The sequence below is a fragment of the Paenibacillus sp. FSL W8-0187 genome, from assembly GCF_037969755.1.
Taxonomy (GTDB): Bacteria; Bacillota; Bacilli; order Paenibacillales; family Paenibacillaceae; genus Paenibacillus_AQ.
In genome coordinates, this window is sequence record NZ_CP150206.1 from 4,058,626 (window position 1) to 4,076,782 (window position 18,157).

At 41.8% G+C, this 18,157-nt stretch carries 16 protein-coding genes and 1 pseudogene; 4 read left to right on the forward strand and 13 right to left on the reverse strand.

Features of this window, described 5'->3' with window-relative positions:
* The first annotated feature begins 271 nt into the window (after positions 1 to 271).
* A complete protein-coding gene (locus tag MKY48_RS18050) occupies positions 272 to 865 on the forward strand; it encodes a TetR/AcrR family transcriptional regulator (RefSeq protein WP_339290191.1) in 594 nt (197 codons plus the stop codon).
* A 98-nt stretch (positions 866 to 963) separates the two neighbouring features.
* Here the strand turns inward: MKY48_RS18050 and MKY48_RS18055 are convergent, their stop codons facing one another.
* The 10 genes and pseudogenes from MKY48_RS18055 to MKY48_RS18100 all read right to left on the reverse strand — a co-directional run bounded on the left by MKY48_RS18055 (position 964) and on the right by MKY48_RS18100 (position 9,619).
* Positions 964 to 1,608 (reverse strand): hypothetical protein, encoded by a 645-nt coding sequence (locus MKY48_RS18055; protein ID WP_339290193.1) that lies wholly within the window; start codon positions 1,606 to 1,608, stop codon positions 964 to 966.
* A 49-nt stretch (positions 1,609 to 1,657) separates the two neighbouring features.
* Positions 1,658 to 2,461: an undecaprenyl-diphosphate phosphatase gene (locus MKY48_RS18060; RefSeq protein ID WP_339290195.1), complete on the reverse strand. Its 804-nt coding sequence runs from the start codon at positions 2,459 to 2,461 to the stop codon at positions 1,658 to 1,660.
* Positions 2,462 to 2,668: 207 nt separating this feature from the next.
* Positions 2,669 to 3,460, reverse strand: a complete 792-nt coding sequence (locus MKY48_RS18065) for a squalene/phytoene synthase family protein (protein WP_076321522.1) — start codon at positions 3,458 to 3,460, stop codon at positions 2,669 to 2,671.
* Positions 3,461 to 4,400: 940 nt separating this feature from the next.
* A pseudogene (locus tag MKY48_RS18070) lies at positions 4,401 to 5,244 on the reverse strand (PEP-utilizing enzyme); the annotation flags it as partial.
* A gap of 39 nt (positions 5,245 to 5,283) precedes the next feature.
* On the reverse strand, positions 5,284 to 6,030 hold the full coding sequence (locus MKY48_RS18075; RefSeq protein ID WP_339290197.1) for a metal-binding protein ZinT: 747 nt from the start codon (positions 6,028 to 6,030) through the stop codon (positions 5,284 to 5,286).
* Between the two features lie 237 nt (positions 6,031 to 6,267).
* Positions 6,268 to 7,611 carry an FAD-binding oxidoreductase gene (locus MKY48_RS18080; RefSeq protein WP_339290199.1) on the reverse strand — a complete coding sequence of 448 codons (1,344 nt, stop codon included), beginning with the start codon at positions 7,609 to 7,611 and terminating at the stop codon, positions 6,268 to 6,270.
* A gap of 174 nt (positions 7,612 to 7,785) precedes the next feature.
* A complete protein-coding gene (locus MKY48_RS18085; protein WP_339290201.1) occupies positions 7,786 to 8,169 on the reverse strand; it encodes a VOC family protein in 384 nt (127 codons plus the stop codon).
* Positions 8,170 to 8,442 carry a transcriptional regulator gene (locus tag MKY48_RS18090; protein ID WP_339290202.1) on the reverse strand — a complete coding sequence of 91 codons (273 nt, stop codon included), beginning with the start codon at positions 8,440 to 8,442 and terminating at the stop codon, positions 8,170 to 8,172. It abuts the gene before it with no gap.
* A 153-nt stretch (positions 8,443 to 8,595) separates the two neighbouring features.
* The gene (locus tag MKY48_RS18095; RefSeq protein ID WP_076321528.1) at positions 8,596 to 9,060 is read right to left on the reverse strand and encodes a phage tail protein; all 465 of its coding nucleotides are present in this window, start codon (positions 9,058 to 9,060) and stop codon (positions 8,596 to 8,598) included.
* A gap of 79 nt (positions 9,061 to 9,139) precedes the next feature.
* Positions 9,140 to 9,619: a GyrI-like domain-containing protein gene (locus tag MKY48_RS18100; RefSeq protein ID WP_339290205.1), complete on the reverse strand. Its 480-nt coding sequence runs from the start codon at positions 9,617 to 9,619 to the stop codon at positions 9,140 to 9,142.
* Between the two features lie 111 nt (positions 9,620 to 9,730).
* On the opposite strand from MKY48_RS18100, the gene MKY48_RS18105 reads away from it, so the two are divergent.
* Positions 9,731 to 10,693, forward strand: a complete 963-nt coding sequence (locus tag MKY48_RS18105; RefSeq protein WP_339290207.1) for an HTH domain-containing protein — start codon at positions 9,731 to 9,733, stop codon at positions 10,691 to 10,693.
* A 166-nt stretch (positions 10,694 to 10,859) separates the two neighbouring features.
* Here the strand turns inward: MKY48_RS18105 and MKY48_RS18110 are convergent, their stop codons facing one another.
* The 3 genes from MKY48_RS18110 to MKY48_RS18120 form a co-directional block, all read right to left on the reverse strand.
* Complete coding sequence (locus tag MKY48_RS18110) at positions 10,860 to 12,251, reverse strand: amino acid permease (protein WP_339290209.1); 1,392 nt, start codon at positions 12,249 to 12,251, stop codon at positions 10,860 to 10,862.
* A gap of 185 nt (positions 12,252 to 12,436) precedes the next feature.
* Positions 12,437 to 12,796: a VOC family protein gene (locus tag MKY48_RS18115; protein WP_339290211.1), complete on the reverse strand. Its 360-nt coding sequence runs from the start codon at positions 12,794 to 12,796 to the stop codon at positions 12,437 to 12,439.
* A gap of 1,355 nt (positions 12,797 to 14,151) precedes the next feature.
* On the reverse strand, positions 14,152 to 15,231 hold the full coding sequence (locus MKY48_RS18120; protein ID WP_339290213.1) for a phosphotransferase: 1,080 nt from the start codon (positions 15,229 to 15,231) through the stop codon (positions 14,152 to 14,154).
* A 400-nt stretch (positions 15,232 to 15,631) separates the two neighbouring features.
* Between MKY48_RS18120 and MKY48_RS18125 the strand changes: the two genes are divergently transcribed.
* Together MKY48_RS18125 and MKY48_RS18130 are read left to right on the forward strand one after the other, a co-directional pair.
* Entirely contained in the window at positions 15,632 to 16,225 is a 594-nt protein-coding gene (locus MKY48_RS18125) for a TetR/AcrR family transcriptional regulator (RefSeq protein ID WP_339290215.1), read from the forward strand.
* A gap of 56 nt (positions 16,226 to 16,281) precedes the next feature.
* Positions 16,282 to 18,102: an alpha/beta fold hydrolase gene (locus MKY48_RS18130; protein WP_339265196.1), complete on the forward strand. Its 1,821-nt coding sequence runs from the start codon at positions 16,282 to 16,284 to the stop codon at positions 18,100 to 18,102.
* Positions 18,103 to 18,157: the final 55 nt, after the last annotated feature.

Consider the following 18,157-nt stretch of genomic DNA (forward strand, 5'->3'; position numbering starts at 1 on the left):
CTATACTCATCCTTTCGTTTGCAAATCAGATAAAGAGTTTGCCATACGATTTTGTTTGTGCAATCATAATCGTATAGGTGCGTGTAAACAAAAGTCGCTGAATCAGACACAAACAGCTCAATGGATTTTAAGTGACTTTTTGAACAACCTCTTAAGTAAAAGATAAAAGGATTGAGTTATGCAAACAACCTGCAAAAAGCTGTTTTTGTTGTGTTCCCAACATTTTTGCCCTTTTGTCTGTTATTGAATTTGAGAGAAAGAGGGGGATAAAATGTCGGTAAATCCCGAGGATCCGCGTGTTAAAAGAACCCGTCAATTGTTCGTGCAGGCTTTTAACGATTTGGTTGGGAAAAAGAGAAACATCTATTCCATTTCTGTGCACGATATCACGAATCAAGCAACCGTAAATCGAACAACATTTTATGCTCATTTTCAGGATAAATATGACTTTCTTGAATATTGGATGACGGAAAAGTTCCAAAGGACTATAAAGGATAGACTGCCGGAACAAACAAGATGCAATGCGGACAATTTGCGCATCCTTTTTCAAACCATATTCGATTTTCTTTTGCGGTTTCGACAATGTAGTACGCCAGGAGACAAGCAGTTTGAAGCGATGTTTGAAAATGCCATGCGTCAGGATCTTCATCGACTTCTGCTTAAACGGGTAAATGAAATGGACACACAGGGCTTTTCGCAAGAAAAATTGGAAGCTGCGGCACTCGTTATCAGTTGGGGCATATTCGGATCCGCTTTGCAATGGAGCTGGAACCCTCAAGATCGTTCAGTGGAAACGATGTTTGAAGAAGTCATTGAGGTTATATCGGTCAATTTGGCCCCTTTCTGGGAGCAAACAACCAGCTAAAGGTATGCTCTCGTTCAATAAAAAAAAAGCCGCGATTTACGCGGCATCATCACCATATCTCCGGAGCGATGTATCCTGACCGTCCAGACGTTATCAGCCTATATACTTTTTGCGGCTTCCATTAGTCGCTCTTTTGTCATCGCAGGCGAATCGCTGCCTAACCGATATATGATCGCCTGCCCCTCTTTTTCGATCATCCAGCTGATTTCTTGGTAGATATGGCTATCGGTATATACATATGAATCGTTTATTAAATAATGGGCGTCGTGTCCATTCAGCTCCATTTCTTCATATTTAGCTGATGATGGGGCTAACGTCTGTATTTTCACTTTGGAATCGCGAGGTGTTTCCATGACCAAATACAGCCTCTCTTGATCTGAATTGCGATATACGGTGGTGTACGATAACAACGGAAACGAGGTTAGAATGGAAGTTTTTCTCCATATAAAATCTTTTCCCGACTCTTCGCTCTCGGCCTTCATCTCTTCAAGCAAAGCTGCGATATCCGTCTCGGAGCCCCCATAAGCGCCGAATGGAGACAGCTCCATTCCTCCCGTGAACCTATACGTTCCAAGCAAGGAGTCTGGAGGCAACACATCAAAATGTCGGTACGTTAATGCCTTTCTCCAAGTATCCAAGTCCTCGTTCACGTCCGGCTGCGAGACAGGAATGAACGGCAAGCTCTTGACGTTGCCCAAATCGGATAAATAGACGACGGCGGACTCTCCCGGGTTCAATGTCAAAGAAAAAACGCAGCTTTCCGGCTGCGTTTCATCTAATTATGCTAGGACCTTACAGTATGACGATTAAATAGAAGAGCGCTGCTAAGACAAAACGATACAGAGCAAACCATTCCAATCGAAGTCGCTTAATCAGTTTGATGAACGTCACTACTGCAATCATGGCCACAATAAAGGATGTCGTAAAGCCAATTAACATTAGAAAGAGATCGTCAGCATTCAGCAAATCGCGACTAACGTATAAATCTAACAAGCTTGCGCCAAACATAACAGGCACGGAAATAAGGAATGTGAAATCTGCGGCGGCTTTTTGACTAGTACCAAGCAAAAGTCCACCGGAAATCGTGGACCCCGATCTTGAAAATCCCGGCCACAAAGCCAAACATTGGAACAGGCCAATCCCGAAAGCTTGTTTGTAATTAATCCCATCCATCGTATCAGCGGTTTTAGTTCTTCTGCTCCGTGCTGCGACGATCATCAACAAGCCACCGGCAACTAGACCGATCAAGACAGGGGTTGGGCCGAATAATTGACTTTTTATTGTGTCTTTGAAGACAAGATACAGGATTAATGCTGGTAACATAGCCAAAATCATATGAATAACATTTAATCCTTTACTTTGGGAAAAATCCATTTTAATCAGATTAGCCCCAATCTGCAAATACCTTTTCCAATAAAGAATTAGAACTGCCATGACTGCACCCAACTGGATCACAATTTTAAAAGTTATTGCAGCGTCTCCCTCAAAGCTAAGTAGATGGCCTGCTAAAATAAGATGTCCAGTAGACGATACCGGTAAAAATTCAGTTAAGCCCTCTATTATGCCAAGTATTATTGCTTTAACTACATCAGTCATCAATGGATGTCCTCCTTCGGAAAAAACTCGTTCAAGCCTTTTCCAGTATAAGATAGACGTCTATATATTCCCATCGATTAACCTAACAATATTCCATTCCGTATGACATTCTTGTCACATTGCTCAAAAGGATAGAAGAACAACAGAAAGAAGCCGATATACCATAGCTTACGGCTCCTTATCCAAGTCTAACTATGAACAATTACGTTATCCAGTCACACGATTCACAATTTTTAGAACAGTATCCCGCGTTAATTTGCTTCCGCCCGCAGAAATGAGTTTGACGGTAGCATGAGCTAACGCTAGTGGAATCTTGCAAAATTTTAGCGCTGGACCATCCTTTAGGTCTGCGACATAAGAATCGGCGATTTGTAAATTACGGCATGTGTACTGGTGCATTTCATTAAATCCCCAACCATCAGGAAAGAAGTCAACACCACGTTTAAGATCCTCATCTCTATTTCGGAGTATATTTACTGCTTGTAGTCCTCTTCCGAAGGCAATCGCTTTTGTTAGATCAGATTGCGTCCCGTCATGCCATAACCAAAGTTCTGATAACATCTCTCCAACCATACCAGCCACGCTATAGGTATATCTGTCCAGATCCTCTTCTGTATGAATATTCCACCCGTTCTGAACCCAATCAGACATATGTAACGACATCTTTGCGATGTAATGATTTACGATGGCGACTCCGGAAGACGGACAAAGAAGCACCCATTTATCTAGCTGCATCGTAACTTCCGGTAATACCGCCCGATAAGGTGATAGTAATCTTCGTGTTGCTTCCATAACTTCCATAACATCCTGGGATTTAAATATTTCAGAAATCCCAAAAAGTAATTCAACTTTCAATTCGTCAGTGAGTTCATGATGATCTTCGATTTCGTCTATTGCTCGCATACATAGATAGGCAGATGCAACTGCCTCCCTTATTCCTAATTCCAAATAGCTTATGGGTATATAAAAAGTACGGCTCGTCTTCTTTAACATGGACATTGCTTCATTCAGGTCGACGTTATTAATGAGTACTCCCTCCAAGTATTCGTTCAGTTTTAAAATTACTCATTGCTTTACTATGATAACATACGTTGATATGGTCAATCCAAATACAATAATCTAGATTTGTGTTTTGATCCGATTCGACGATAAATTTGACGAATTTATATACTTAAAGCAAAAAAAGCCGCAATTTATGCGACTTTCAAAATCTATTTAGTCATCACTTCTTAAAAGAGGTTGAGTGCTACATCTGAAAGATCCACCGAAACTTCTTGATATTTTAAAATCTACATATTCTACTTTAACCCCTCTTTTTTCTAACTCATCTCCCAAAACATTTTCGATGGAAATACAACTTCAGATTGAGCCATAACGACTCTTTTTAAAGGTGCAAACTCACTTTTCACAAAAACATTACTCATACAAATTTCTCCTTTACAAAAAAACTCAAGGGAACGGTTGTAGTGTTCTTCCGCTGCTCCATTGAAGTTTTTTCCATTTTCTACAAAAACCCTACTCGATGAGCTCCGGTTTCACATTGAGGACGATCCCCATCAAACCAGGGAATAGTTGTTCTAGATCCTCCATTCTTAATGAATAGAAATGTTGTGTCCCATCGAAACGCATTTAGGATCTTATTTCTTGATTTCCATATGGGCAGAACACTCCAGCTTACTGGACGTTCAACAATCGTTTGGGATATTAGTGAGGAAGAAAAATTGAGGTTTCCCGGGGCACAGCGTTTAGTCGAATTCCGACTCGATGGAGTCATCCAAACAGAACAGGTCATCCCATTTGACGGGAACTTATTGGGCTACTCTCCTCACAACCCAAGGTGATGATTTTCTGAAGAAGAAGCAATTCTGACGGTGGAAAAGGTTTAAGAGGCGGTTTACTCCAAGTAATACTACTGGGGATAAATCGCCTCTTACTTCACCTATTCAGTCATCACAATATTTCGATCTTCTGTTCCATGCACGCGAATTCGTTGCCCATCTTTTATCAGCTTAGTGGCATTTTCCACCCCGACAACGGCGGGTAAGCCATATTCACGCGCGATAACGGCTCCATGGGTCATCAATCCACCCACTTCGGTGACCAGGCCTTTTATGGATACAAATAAAGGTGTCCAGCTGGGATCAGTAAAGGAGGTGACTAATATATCTCCATCATCCAGATCCGCATCTTCCATGTTTAAGATGACACGTGCTCGCCCTTCTATAACACCGGAAGAAACAGCTAGACCTACAATCGCTTCAGCTGGAAGATTTTCTCGTTTGTACTTACCTGCAATGATTTCGCCATCCGACGTGATAACACGTGGAGGAGTTAGTTTTTCATACAATTTGTACTCGTCTTTTCGTTTGCTGATGATCTGTCTGGTTTGCAAGATTCGCTTGCTGCTCGACCATGCAACCCGGGTCATCCAGTTTATTGGTGCATACGACTTCGTGAAGTTCTTCAAACGTGAGATAATATATATCTTCTCTTTCATGAATAACGCCCGCTTGTACGAGTTGTTCGGCTTCTTTGAGTAAAGCCTGCTTATAAACGAAGTAGCGATTCACCATGCCGTATTTTGGATATTCCCGATAACCGATGAAATTCCGGATAAGGTCGATCATTCGTTTGGTTTCTTTGGCTTTTTGTTCACCATCTGGCAATTGCTTCAATCGCTCTAATAGTTCTTTTTCTTTTTTTAAAGCCTCCTGATGCCCCTTCTCAAATTTCCGACCGCTTTCATTAGGTTCAAAGTTTTTGATGTTACCCAGAATCAACGGTGATGTACTCCAGAATGCCGATATCGAGCATCGAAGCCGTTAGTGTGCCATCATTTCATGGGCAATGCTATGGCCATCCATTGCGGACGGGTAATAGGTAGGCCAATTCGCAACCTCTTGAAGTAAAGCCTCGCGGTCGTCTCCCCAATATAAATGGAAATGATCAGACTTGCTTGGCGAGATGCGATGGTCGCTAAATTGAATGTAGCGAGGCAGTCCCTCGATGTCTTCAACCGACTTAAATATGTAACGGACCCCGCGGTTACCTGCTTCGTAAGTCAGTATTTCGTATCCATCGGCTTGGTATTCGACCGACTGCTCCTGACCGTTCGTGAAAAACGTGACGGTGTCACCTTCGATGACAATACGTTCCGTATCTGTCTTGTAGCCGACTTCATAATATTCCTTGTACGCTGCCGCCGTCATTTTTCCGGTATCCTCCGCTTTGTGCACAAACACCTCATCCAGTGTTCCATCCAGCAAGTATGGATAAACCGATTGCCAGTCTCCTTCCCAATCTGACAGTGTGCGATGCTGGATTTGGCTGTCATCAAAGACCCCCTTGTAGATCGCTTCTGTTTTCTGATCATGATTGTGGTTGTGGTTGTGGTTGTGGTTGTGGTCGTCCTCATCATCATGATTATGATTGTTGCTGCTTTCATGAGTACCGCTGTCTGCCTCAGTCTCATTGATAGGACGATTCTCATTAGGATCAGCGTTTTGACACCCTGCAAACAATAACCCCAATGCTACTAAAATTACTCCCATCCCAAGTTTAAGTTTCATACTTAATCCCTCCATTTAATAGTAATCATTACGATTAAGGATTATACGGCGGGGATTATCCTTTGTCAATATAAATCGTAATAATTACGAAATAGAAACAACTCAAAAAAAGGACCATCCCACACAGAATGGCCCTTCTGGTTATAAACGATGCTTAGCATCTTGCTGCTTATTTACCTCCCTACGATTTTCAAACTTTCTGAATCCAAACCATAGTTGCTTTGCTGCACTGCTTCTTTAAGCCGGTGGAATGCTCTGCGGATTGTTAAATACATTTTTCGGATCGTATTTGGCTTTTACTTTTCTTAATCTGGCAAAGTTCTTTCCATAATAAACCGGCCCTGAACATTTTATGCCTTGGTCTGGAACGTTAATATAGGACCCTACAATATAAGGCTGCAGTTTCTTCCTGGTGTTTCTGGCTAAGGCAATATTTCTAGCCGCATGAGATGGCTTCACCCATGAGCTGTTCCATTCGACATAGAATTTAGCTTTTCGCCAATAGAATGCTGTAGCTTTTGGTGCGATCCGACTTACAGCCCCACCCCAGTTAAGGAAGTAGAAACCGGCTGGGGTCCCTCCCTCTGCTTTTTCTAAAAACTCTCGCATAACTTTAAAGGCTTTATCCGGAAATGGGCGTCTGCCGAAGCCGCTGGAGAACTGATTGCTAAACCTTTGGGTAAGAATCGGATCCGGTGCCAGCAAAAACTTCGTGGCTTCTATATATGGTAGCAACCGGATGGTTTTTTGAGTAGGCGTCCCCACGCTAAGAATAGGTTTTAACTGGCGGATGGCCTCGCTTTTTGATCCCAGGTACACCCCCAACATACTGACATTCCCGCCTTTTTTGGGACCGATGCTTAATTCGCTGCCCAACTTGGTGCTGGCGTTAGGTGCCCATACTTGCCACTTTTTTACGACTTTTTCGAACTGCTCCCATGGCCAGGTGATGCGGAATACGGTAGCGTGGGCTGGAGCGCGCAGTGCTTTTAATTTATATTTGGTATATATACCGAAGTTACCGCCACCGCCGCCGCGGGTAGCCCACAGGAGGTCGGAGTTTTGTTTTTTGTTCGCCCGTATGACTCTCCCTTTAGCATCAACCATTTCGAGTTCGACCAGATTATCGCAGATGAGACCTGTCGTTCTTTGCAGCGGCCCAATTCCCCCGCCAGGTGTGATTCCGCCGATACCAACCGTTGGACTGTCACCAAATGGAGCCATATAGCCTTGCCGCGCCAACGTATCTACAATTCTTCCTACCCGATTACCTGTCTCAATTACAGCAGTGCCACTTTTTTTATTCAACTTAATGTTCTTCATTTTGCTAACGTCGATGACAATGCCTCCATTAACCTGTGAAAGGTTGGTCTCTAGAGCATGCCTTCCGCTTCTCGGACGAATAGGGACATTATTTTTACGTGCCCATCTTATGGCATTGGAAACATCCTGTGTTTTTTGAGCGAAGACAAAAACTTTAGGGAATCTGTCCGTATGTGGATCCCAATTCTTACGAGCGGCTTCATAACCAGGATCACCCTTAAAAATCACTCGCCCTGTAAGCTTAATTTCTGATTTCACGATCTATCCAACTCCTTATTAATAACTGATCATACTTTTCATCCACCAATTAGGCAGGTTACATATAACGTATGAAGGAGTTCGATGTCGTGTATGGGCTGAAGCTGATAAGGTTTTATATTGTTTTGGGTATAAAACAAAAAAAGCCGCGGATTCCGCGACTTCTTATGTGTGTTACTTTTGCACAATCTGAATAAGGTTGCCACATGTATCGTCGAATACAGCTATTGCGAGTTCGCCCATTTTTGTCGGCTCCATCGTAAACTTCACGCCTTTTTCCACTAATCGTTTATACTCTTGTTGAATATCCGCGACACCAAACATTGTCGCTGGGATCCCATCGGCAAATATCTTCTTTTGATAATCCTTGGCAGCAGGATGGTCATTCGGTTCGAGTAAAAGTTCGGTACCGTCTTGCTCATCGGTAGAAACAAGCGTTATCCACCTGAATTCTCCGACGGGAACGTCCTCCTTTTTTAGAAACCCCAGCTTTTCTGTATAAAACTCCAGTGCCTTGTCTTGATCTTGTACGAATATACTGGTAACAATGATCTTCATTTACTCTATCCATCCTTTCAGCAAATTTTTAAGTGGTTCGTTGTTGAATATAACTACTCGATATTTTCCCTTTCGTTTTGATTTTACGAGCCCTGCATCTTCTAATGTAGAAAGATGTTTGGCTATCGCTTGTCGCGAAATGGACAGGTCGTGCTTCATAATGAGACGTACCGTTAGTTCATACAACGTAAGCGCGTTGCGTTCGGATAGTTCGTCTAAAATAAGCTGCCGAGTCGAGTCTCCTAGTGCTTTGAATATTCGTCTTTGTCCCAATTCATATATCCAGTATAAGCAACTGTAGGGTTGCTTAACCAGCGATCGCGAGGTCGGACTATGCACATCATGAGCGATTGGATGAAATGCTGCAAAAAGCAAAAAACACGCCGCAAGGCGTGTTTGCTTTTCGAGTTACTACTGATGAAGACTTTAATATTCTCCCTTAATGACGAAAAATGAGCCTCGAATCGTTCCGGCTAATTTAGACTTCTGCCTGGCAAACTTAAACTTTCCTTCTAACTCCGGTGGTACCTCCATCCCCTCAGAAAGCTTGAAACCAACGGCCCGCTTCTTAGGGTCATCAATCGTATACATGACGTTGAGTCCAAGACCATCCTCATAAAAGACGTAGGCAAATTGGATATTCTCCACTTGAAAACGCGACGTTTCTAATGGTTTGGCCGCAAACTCAATATCACGTTCTTCTTTTAAAATTCGATTTACATAATCCAGGGTCTCCTGGCTTTCGCTTGCTGGTACAACCGTAAATTCATGCTTGTATTTGTTCATAAAGTAACGGGCTTCATTCGCTCGTAAACCAGCAAGCGCTTCTGCTACGGGGGAAGATTCTAAACCAACCGTAGACACATTTTTAAAATCAACGATATAGGACATATTCATCCCTCCTAAAAAATTTTGTGAGCGTTACTACTTAGAACCTGCTTCGAGCAAAGCTTGCATCGGAAGTGTTCACTTATTTCCTAACAACGGGAATCCATACTTCACCAAATACTAGCCCGTTTCGCTGCCCCATCTCAACCGTTGCATTTGGCCCACCAACATAGGCAAAATTCTGTGCTTCCGGCAAAACTTGTCCGAAGGCAATGCCAGTAAGTGTATTACTCAACTCTTCAGCCGTCTTCCCTTCCCCTTTAACAACAAGGTATTCCCCCTTAGGAAACTGAATAACCCTGGTTGCTTCGGGTAGAGATGCCTCTGTCATAACACCAGCATAATACATCATCTTATTATTAACCGCTTCGTTCACGGCAAAAATGTAGTCATTTGCGGCGATGGTCTTCAGAGTATCAAGCCTACCATCTTGTTTCACAGCCTCCCAAAAGTCTGCTTTCTCTTGGTTTATGCCAGCATAGTCTGTGTAATCGCTCTGCAGCTCAGTTCCAATTCCTAAAACGATAAAGCTGTCTTTTTCCTCAAGCGTAAAATTTGTCATATTCAAAACCTTCCTCTTTTTTAAATTTATCAAATGATTTGTCTTTTCACTTGATGGGTTTATAATATCCTTAAATCGTGTCAAAAAATGATACTGTTTAGTGGAGGCCCTATGAAAAAAGTTGAACGAATTAATATCATCATGCGCTATATCAATAATCGTGCCCACTTTACTATATCTGAAATCATGCAGGAATTTAATATCTCTCGCTCGACAGCGATTCGAGATATCAGAGAAATTGAAGCGATGGGGATGCCACTTGTCGCTGAAGTTGGGAGGGATGGGGGGTATTTTGTCATGAACAACTCTGTCCTGCCCACAGTCCGCTTTACCGATAATGAAATTAAAGCTTTGTTTATTGCCTTTATGGCGACAAGAAATCAACAACTCCCTTATCTAAAGAGTCGTCAGTCTTTAGCTGAAAAATTACTAGGCCTCATCTCGGAAAACCAGCAAGATGACCTTGTTCTGTTAAATCAGATATTGCTTTTTGAAGGAACCAACCCTCATAACCCCGACCTTCTTGATCTGTCTGACCTGCCCCACCCGATGTTAGATAAACTCATTCAGGTCCTGCTTCTGGACAGATGTTTATGGCTTTCCATCAAAGAAGAGAAGGTAATCAAGTCTTATCCCATGTATCTCTTGCATCTTTATCGTGAAAAAAGCTTATGGCTAATTGAAGGTTTTGACTTGGACGAAGAGAAGAGGCGAATTGTACCTGTCGACAATCTCACCCATGTAGAACCATACCCTACGAAAAAAAGAGTAAGTAAGAAAAAGATATTAGAACAACTAAGTAAGCAGGAAGAAGAAATCAACCTTGTCCTTGATCTCGGTCCAAAGGCGATTGCCCAGTTCAAAAAATACCATCCTTTAAAGTTTTCAGTTTCATATACGAATCCGTACCAAACCACAGCCACCTTAAAGACTTTTATCAATGTTCATCATTCAGAAGAATTAACCGAAATAACCAATTGGCTGCTTTTCCTAGGTGAAGATATCAAGGTCAGGGAGATACCCGAAGAAGTCGTAAAAGGTTTACAAGAGCGATTAAACTTATACTGCCCATAAGCAGTACCAGTTAAACCCATATGATTATGAGCTTGGCCAGTTCCAGCTCCCCCCTATTTTCGCATATCCAGACAAGCATAGATTCAACTTTCAAATTAAAACATCCCATTTCTCTTTTGGTGAGAATGGGATGTTTATTAGTATCTTCAAATGGAAGTCTTCCAATTCATTTGTTGCTATTTTCATGATTGGTTTGATCGTGTATTGGAGCTGCCTTGCCAACCCCAAAAGCGTAATAACTCATCACAACAATACCTAAGAAAATAATGCCGGAAATCAGGGAAATGCGAGTTTCATCGTTCATCCACATACCGACCAGTACCATAAGCAAAAAGGCAGTGGTCACATAGTTTGTCACCGGGGCGAAAGGCATTTTGAACGGATGATGCTGCAAGGCATCCCCCTTGATTTTTCTGAAATTGATTTGACTGATTAGAATGACAAACCACGGTACCATACCGGGAAGTACGCTGGCGCTGTACACGTGCACAAACAGGTTTTCGGGTGAAATATAACTTAAGATCACGCCAATGCCCAATCCCACGAGTACGCCAATCGTTCCAAGCAAGGGCACGCCGTTTCGGGACAGTTTCGTGAATATTTTCGGTGCCTGTCCATTGACTCCCAATGTATAAAGCATGCGTCCTGCGCTAAAAATCCCGCTATTACAACCTGACATGGCAGCTGTGATGACAACAAAATTGATCAGCCCCGCCGCTGCAGTAATGCCGATTTTCGCAAATGTAGCAACGAACGGGCTGCCGATGGCTTGCAATTGATTCCAAGGGTAGACCGTAACAATCACAAAAATCGCGCCAATATAGAAGATCAAAATCCGCCAGATAATACTTTGCGTCGCGCGCATTAACGTTTTTTGCGGGTTTTTTGCCTCACCTGCTGTAATCCCGATCAGTTCGACTCCTTGATAGGCCCCGATCACTAACGAGAGAGCAAAGAAAAACCCCGACCACCCGCCAGTAAAAAAGCCCCCATGCTGCCACAAGTTCGAAAATCCAATCGCATGCCCACCGTTGCCTATTCCGAACAAAATCAGACCAAACCCTGCAACAATCATCAGGACGATGGTAACGATTTTAATCATCGCAAACCAAAACTCAAATTCACCAAATGATTTCACAGAGAATAGGTTGGCTGCACCGAGAATCAGGATTGCGACGAGCCCTGGTATCCAGGCTGGTAAATCCGGAAACCAGTACTTCATATACGTCCCAACAGCAATGATCTCCGCCATCCCGACAATAACCCATTGGAACCAGTTGCTCCAAGCCGTCACATACCCTGCCAAAGGATGAATGTACTTATGTCCAAAGGTCGCAAATGACCCCGTGTTCGGTTCTACATACTGCATTTCCCCCATTGCGCGCATGATGAAAAATATAAATACCCCTACAATTGCATACGCAAGCATCACCGAAGGACCTGTCCATTTGATCGTGCTTGCAGAGCCCATAAATAATCCGACACCGATTGTGCCGCCTAAAGCAATCATCTGAATATGACGAGCTTCGAGCCCTCTCTTTAATTCATTGTTTTTCATTGCAGTTTCCCCCTCTGCTGCTCTCTTTGCTGTTCATTTGGACAAGTTGCAAAATCTCATAAGAAGTAGACGCCAATTTTGTTTTATACACGCTAATCCAATTGTAGTAGCTTGTTCCTATGAAAACAATTATATTCATTTGGTAAACCTACAAGGGGCCCTACTATTCTAGAATGACATCAATCTCATTTAAATGTATCGTCGAAGACAGCTATTGTGAGTTCGCCCATTTTTGTCGGCTCCATCGTAAACTTCACGCCGTTTTCCAACAATCGATGATACTCTTTATTAATATCTGCAACCCCAAACATCGTTGCTGGGATGCCATCGGCAAGTATCTTCTTCTGATATTCTTTGGCGGCAGGATGGTCATTCGGTTCGAGTAAAAGCTTGGTACCCTCTTGCTCATCGGGAGAAACAAGCGTTATCCACCTAAATTCTCCGACGAGAACGTCCTCCTTTTTGACAAACCCCAGCTTTTCTGAATAAAACTCAAGTGCCTTGTCTTGATCTTGAACAAATATACTGGTCACAATGATTTTCATAATGTTTTTAAGGGAAACCGCAATGAACTGTCAACACCCATCATTGTGAACTTACGATTCCATCGATCAAGCCAGACACCAATCAACGGGCAAATATCAGATCACTGAAAACTGGACCATAGAAGACGTTAAAAATACAACGCCGCTAAATACCGCAAGCTCTTTGCGAACATCCTGCTGCGTGAACCCCATGGACCCAAGTGTTCTTTGAAGGAAAACAAATGGTAAAACAAAATGGTAACCATACTTTTTCTGAATGAAGAGTTAAAAACCTACCCATAATACGATAGTTCGAAGCCCGAACAAATATCCCAGAAAAAGGAGTGAAATGGTATGCAGCGGATGATCCCTTTCAAAATCAATAATCAGAAAACCGTCATGTCTTTATTAGCTGTAGGTGTCGGTGCCACACTCATTGGAATGGCATATAGACGCAGGTCGAATAGAAATGCATGGGGTCGAATGATGAGGTCTATTCAATAATTTTCTTGAACAGTAAAAAGAATAAAGCAGTCGGATTCAAAGCTCCGGCTGCTTTGTTTATACAAACGGTTTGCTTTTCTTAAAACGAAGGAAACCGGTTATGTTTTCTAAGTATATCGAATGCCATAATGAGTTAAATTAACTTTTGAGTTACATAAAATAAGGTGGTGACTTGTTTACACTATGCCTCTATCCCCGCGCCTGTATCACTGGTTTGTCCGTCCCCAATGGATTACAAAAAAATACATCCATGACCATATCCAAAACCATTTCCAATTGGAGAATAAGTTCATTCTTGATTTTGGGTCGGGTACTGGAGCCAATTGCTCTCTTTGTCATTCAGATCGGTATCTTGGCATTGAACCCAATATGGATCGGGTTCGTCTCGCCAAAAGGCTGTACCCCAACCATAAATTTGAAATATTTGATGAATACCAGATCCCTGTAGAGAATAATACCATTGACTATATCTTTGTCGTTGCCGTTCTTCATCATATATCAGATGATCAGATTCGTTCATATTTGATCGAGTTTGAGCGAGTTTTGAAACCAGGTGGGAAGGTTATCGTCATGGAGCCGTATTTTTGTATGAACAGAACATTTAACAATCGATTTATGAACTGGTACGATGATGGGAAATACATCCGCAGCGAGATTAGTTACCTAAATTTATTTCAAAAAGGGCAATACGAATGTGAGGTCATAAAGAAGTTTACAAAGTGCATGTTATATAACGAAATTTACTTTACGGCGGAGCCAACCAAGCAGCTAAATTAGTAAGCTCCTGTGAATTTAATTCTCCATCCCATTTAGTTTCTGACTTAATATCAGATTCAATCGTCACCCGCATATTATCAAAGGCTGCTAAAAGACTAAATCTTTCGTTCCTCATACTCAAATGGTTCTTCACAAGAGTAAATGTCATGAAAAAATCCTTCATACGGGATATCGTCTTCCATGCATTTTATAAGATACGACAGTCCTTCGTCACACTCCGGCTCCTCACCGTTGTTCTGCATTACCTCGAATGCATCAACAATATTTTCCATGACACCCACACCCACCTGAATAAATAAAGACAACTGATCCAACATCGAATCTTCGATCGTGGTCTCGGACCTGTATCCCGCGAGGACGGTTTCAAAATAATCATCCATAAACTTTTTACGTTTACCGGCGTCTGGTTCAAATTGGATCCAGCCCACTCCGTTTCCCCAGACACTGGCCAAGTCAAACATATACCAACCGAAACATGAATTATCGAAATCATATACGCTGATTTGCCCTGTATCAAAATCTATTGAATAATTCCCATCGTTGTAATCAAAATGGATCATACCAAAAGTCTCTTGGTTCCTGTCCAATCCTTGTAGAGTATTAAGGAGCTCTACCAGCTTCTCCTTAAGCTGAGGTAAGGACTCAGGAATCAGTTTATCGATATATTCGGCATTGAATTTGTCAAAAAAATGATGCCGGCGATGGACAGGTGTATACCCTTTCGATATGTGGTGCAGTTTCCCCAGGACTTTACCGCAGTTATAAAAATATTCGGTAATTGGAGCTCCATCCCGGTACCGATAATGATTTTCTACCAGCATTTTTCCCGTAGCCTTTTCAAACAGGCAGATAAAGAAGGTATGATTATTATAGGTAATCTCCTCTAGCAGCTTCTTCTTCCGGGAGCTGATTACATTGGAGACACTGCCTCCATGCTCGAACAGATACCGAACATATTCTACTTCACCCAGAAAATCCTCCCGGCTTCTGTCAGGTAAAAAAGCGATTCGGAGTATTTTTGCGTTGGCTCCTTCTTTCTCACATGTATATACGACATTCCGCCCTCCATCATGGGGTGGAATCAGCTGGATTTCATAACCCTCCAACCCGTACAATTCGGATATTAACGGAAGCAAATATGTATCACCGATTGAAACAACCTCATTAAAATTCATAGCATCTCTCCTTTAACTATTTCATACATTCGATTTGGGAAACATAACCGGATTATTCAATTTATTTACATGCTATCTTACCGAATTATATCATCTGTAATACATAATTGAAGGTAGATTACAGTTATAGTTAATCCTTCCCATTCGCTTAACAAGTTTTTGACGCAACAAGACATTAATCGATAAAAACTAAAGATGAGGTGTCTTCGGCTCGGTGCAAAACTTAAATGGTCCTATTTTACCTTAACACCTTATCTCATCCGTTTTACCCATCAAGCAAAGACAGCAGTCCCGGAGCGTCATGTCTACAATATTATATTTTCGAATATGTTATTTGTTAGCACTGAAGCATCAGGTTCCTCTAGTTGACACTCTCAAACTAGTACTATATAGTACTAGTATGGAAAAACAAAGAAAAAGAAAATCGAATCGTGATACCGTGCTACAAGTTGCCGCACATTTGTTCCTAACAAAAGGCTATCAGCTAACAAGCATGGATGATATCGTTGACCATTGTAAAGTTTCAAAAACTAACATTTATTATCACTTCAAAAGTAAGGAGGATTTGTTGCTACAAATTATGAGCCAGTTTATCATTCATTATCAAGAGCGGATCGACACCGTTCTAGGCCGATCGGACTTGTCCGTAACTGAAAAGTTAGAAAGTCTCTTGAAAGCTATAACTGAAGATAATGCTGGAACTGATTACTTAGGAGGATGCCCGTTTATTACCTTCTTTACTCAAGTTTCTAATGACTTGATCAAAGTCCAAGAAATGGTTAAGGATTTCTTCGAGCATCAAACCAATCTACTCGAAAAACTGTTATCGGAAGCCATTCGAAATAAAGAATTACCGGAACAAACACCTATTAAACAAACAGCAGCACTGATTATCTCTTCAATAGAAGGCGGACTGTTCCTCACCAAAGCCACAAACAACCCCTTATTATTAAATAATATCCTTACTTCTATAGCATTTTTGCTAAAGAAGTAATTTTTTGTCCATTATTAGTACTGAACAGTACTAGATCGAAGGAGTAAATTTCAACTATGAATATTTTTTTGACAGGCGGGACTGGTTTTATCGGCAAACAGATCATAAAGCTTATGCCAAAACATCATCGCACCATTGTCTTGGTTCGTTCCATGAACAAATTCAACAACATGGTAAACTCATTAGTGCCTTCTGGACATCAAAATGTGGTTCCCGTCCTGGGCGACCTAACCCAGCCAAATCTGGGGTTAAAGGGGAATGACCTACGGCTAGTCATGGATTCCGATATCATTATTCATGCAGGTGGCCCTATGAACATAGAACTGGATCAAAGCGCAGCAGAACGGGTCTTTCTTCAAGCCTCCAAGGAAATTGCCTCAATTGCTCGATCGGTTCATCAAAAGAAAGCTTTGAAGCAATTCATTCACGTAGTCGGATTTATGAGTCCATATAACGAGGAGAATTTCTCAGATGATCAGACGGGCTTCCATCTAGAGAAAGCCCCGCCCTATGAACAAATGAAATTTAAAGCGGATATGTATATTCGACAAACCATGCATGATCTAGGCATACCTTTGTCTGTCGTTAACCCCAGCGTCGTAATTGGAGATTCCATAACTGGAAAGACAGAGCAGCTCGGTGGTTTAAGTATTTTGGTCGATTCCACTAGGAGAAAACTAATGCCTTTTGTCCCTGGAGGAAAAGAACACTGGATTCCTATGGTTCATGTGGATCATGTTGCCTCTTTGGTATCTGCCTTAGTTGAGGAGGAGCAACCGCTAAACAACACATATTTTTTGCTGGATGAGAAATATAATACTCCTAACATGAAGGAGCTCGTTACAGCAATCGCAAAAGAAGTTCGTGTAAAAGCTCCTGTAGGCACAGTTTCGCTAAAATTAATGAAAAGTTTACTTCGTATGGGAGTAGGAAAATTAGTAAAAATCCCTGAAGCCTCTATGGAATTTATTGTGAAGCCTGATTTCCCTACAACATCAATAAAAGAAATGGGATATAAACACAATTTGAATATATCGCTTCAACAAACTACCTTGCCTTTTGTTATTACTGACTTGGACTATCGTTTGTCCCATAAGGATTCAATCTATTCCGATAATTTTCACAATAGCCGGGTTGGGAACTTGACTGCACTGGTTAGGGAAGGAAACGGAATACCGATCATCATGCTCCATGGTACATTTGCTGGTGCGGATTGCTTTATTCCATTGGCAAACTCCTTGCCTCACCAACCGATTTGGCTTGTAGATCTGCCTGGTTTCGGACGGTCACCTTATCATCACAATCCCCAAACGATGGCTGGATACATCAATTCCGTTGTTGATTTGATCCTTAGCTTTCAATCACCGGTTATCTTAATAGGACATTCTTTTGGAGGATTGGTCGCAGCGCACGCAGCAGAACAACTTCAAGAGCGAATTAAAAAGTTAATTTTATTGCAACCTGTTTTACATCCCGCACATTACAAATATCGCTCTTCCCATGTAACAAAGTTCTTTTTATCACTGATGAATAAATCGATGTTCAAAAGAAGGCTCTTGGCAAACGGAAGCTTTTTGAATGAGAAGGAGATCCCTGATTCCTATTTAGATTACGTGATGGAAGATTTGCAGTCGCCTCGAGTTAGAACATCTAATTCGGAAGTAATGTCAGCTATTTCTAACCCCCATTCGATTCAAGCGAATCCTGACGGGATTGATTTGAACAAGCTAAACATCCTTTGGGGAGATAAAGATTTGGAGTATTCTGTTCCGAATGAATGGAGCCGCAATCCAATCACTTACTTACCGTTAGGACATCAGTTCCCCATTTCCCATCCGGAAATAACTGCACAATGGATTCAAAAGTGGATCCAATAACCTGCTACTAACTATCAAGAAAATGAGATAACCTTTGATAGCCTTGGGGATGAAC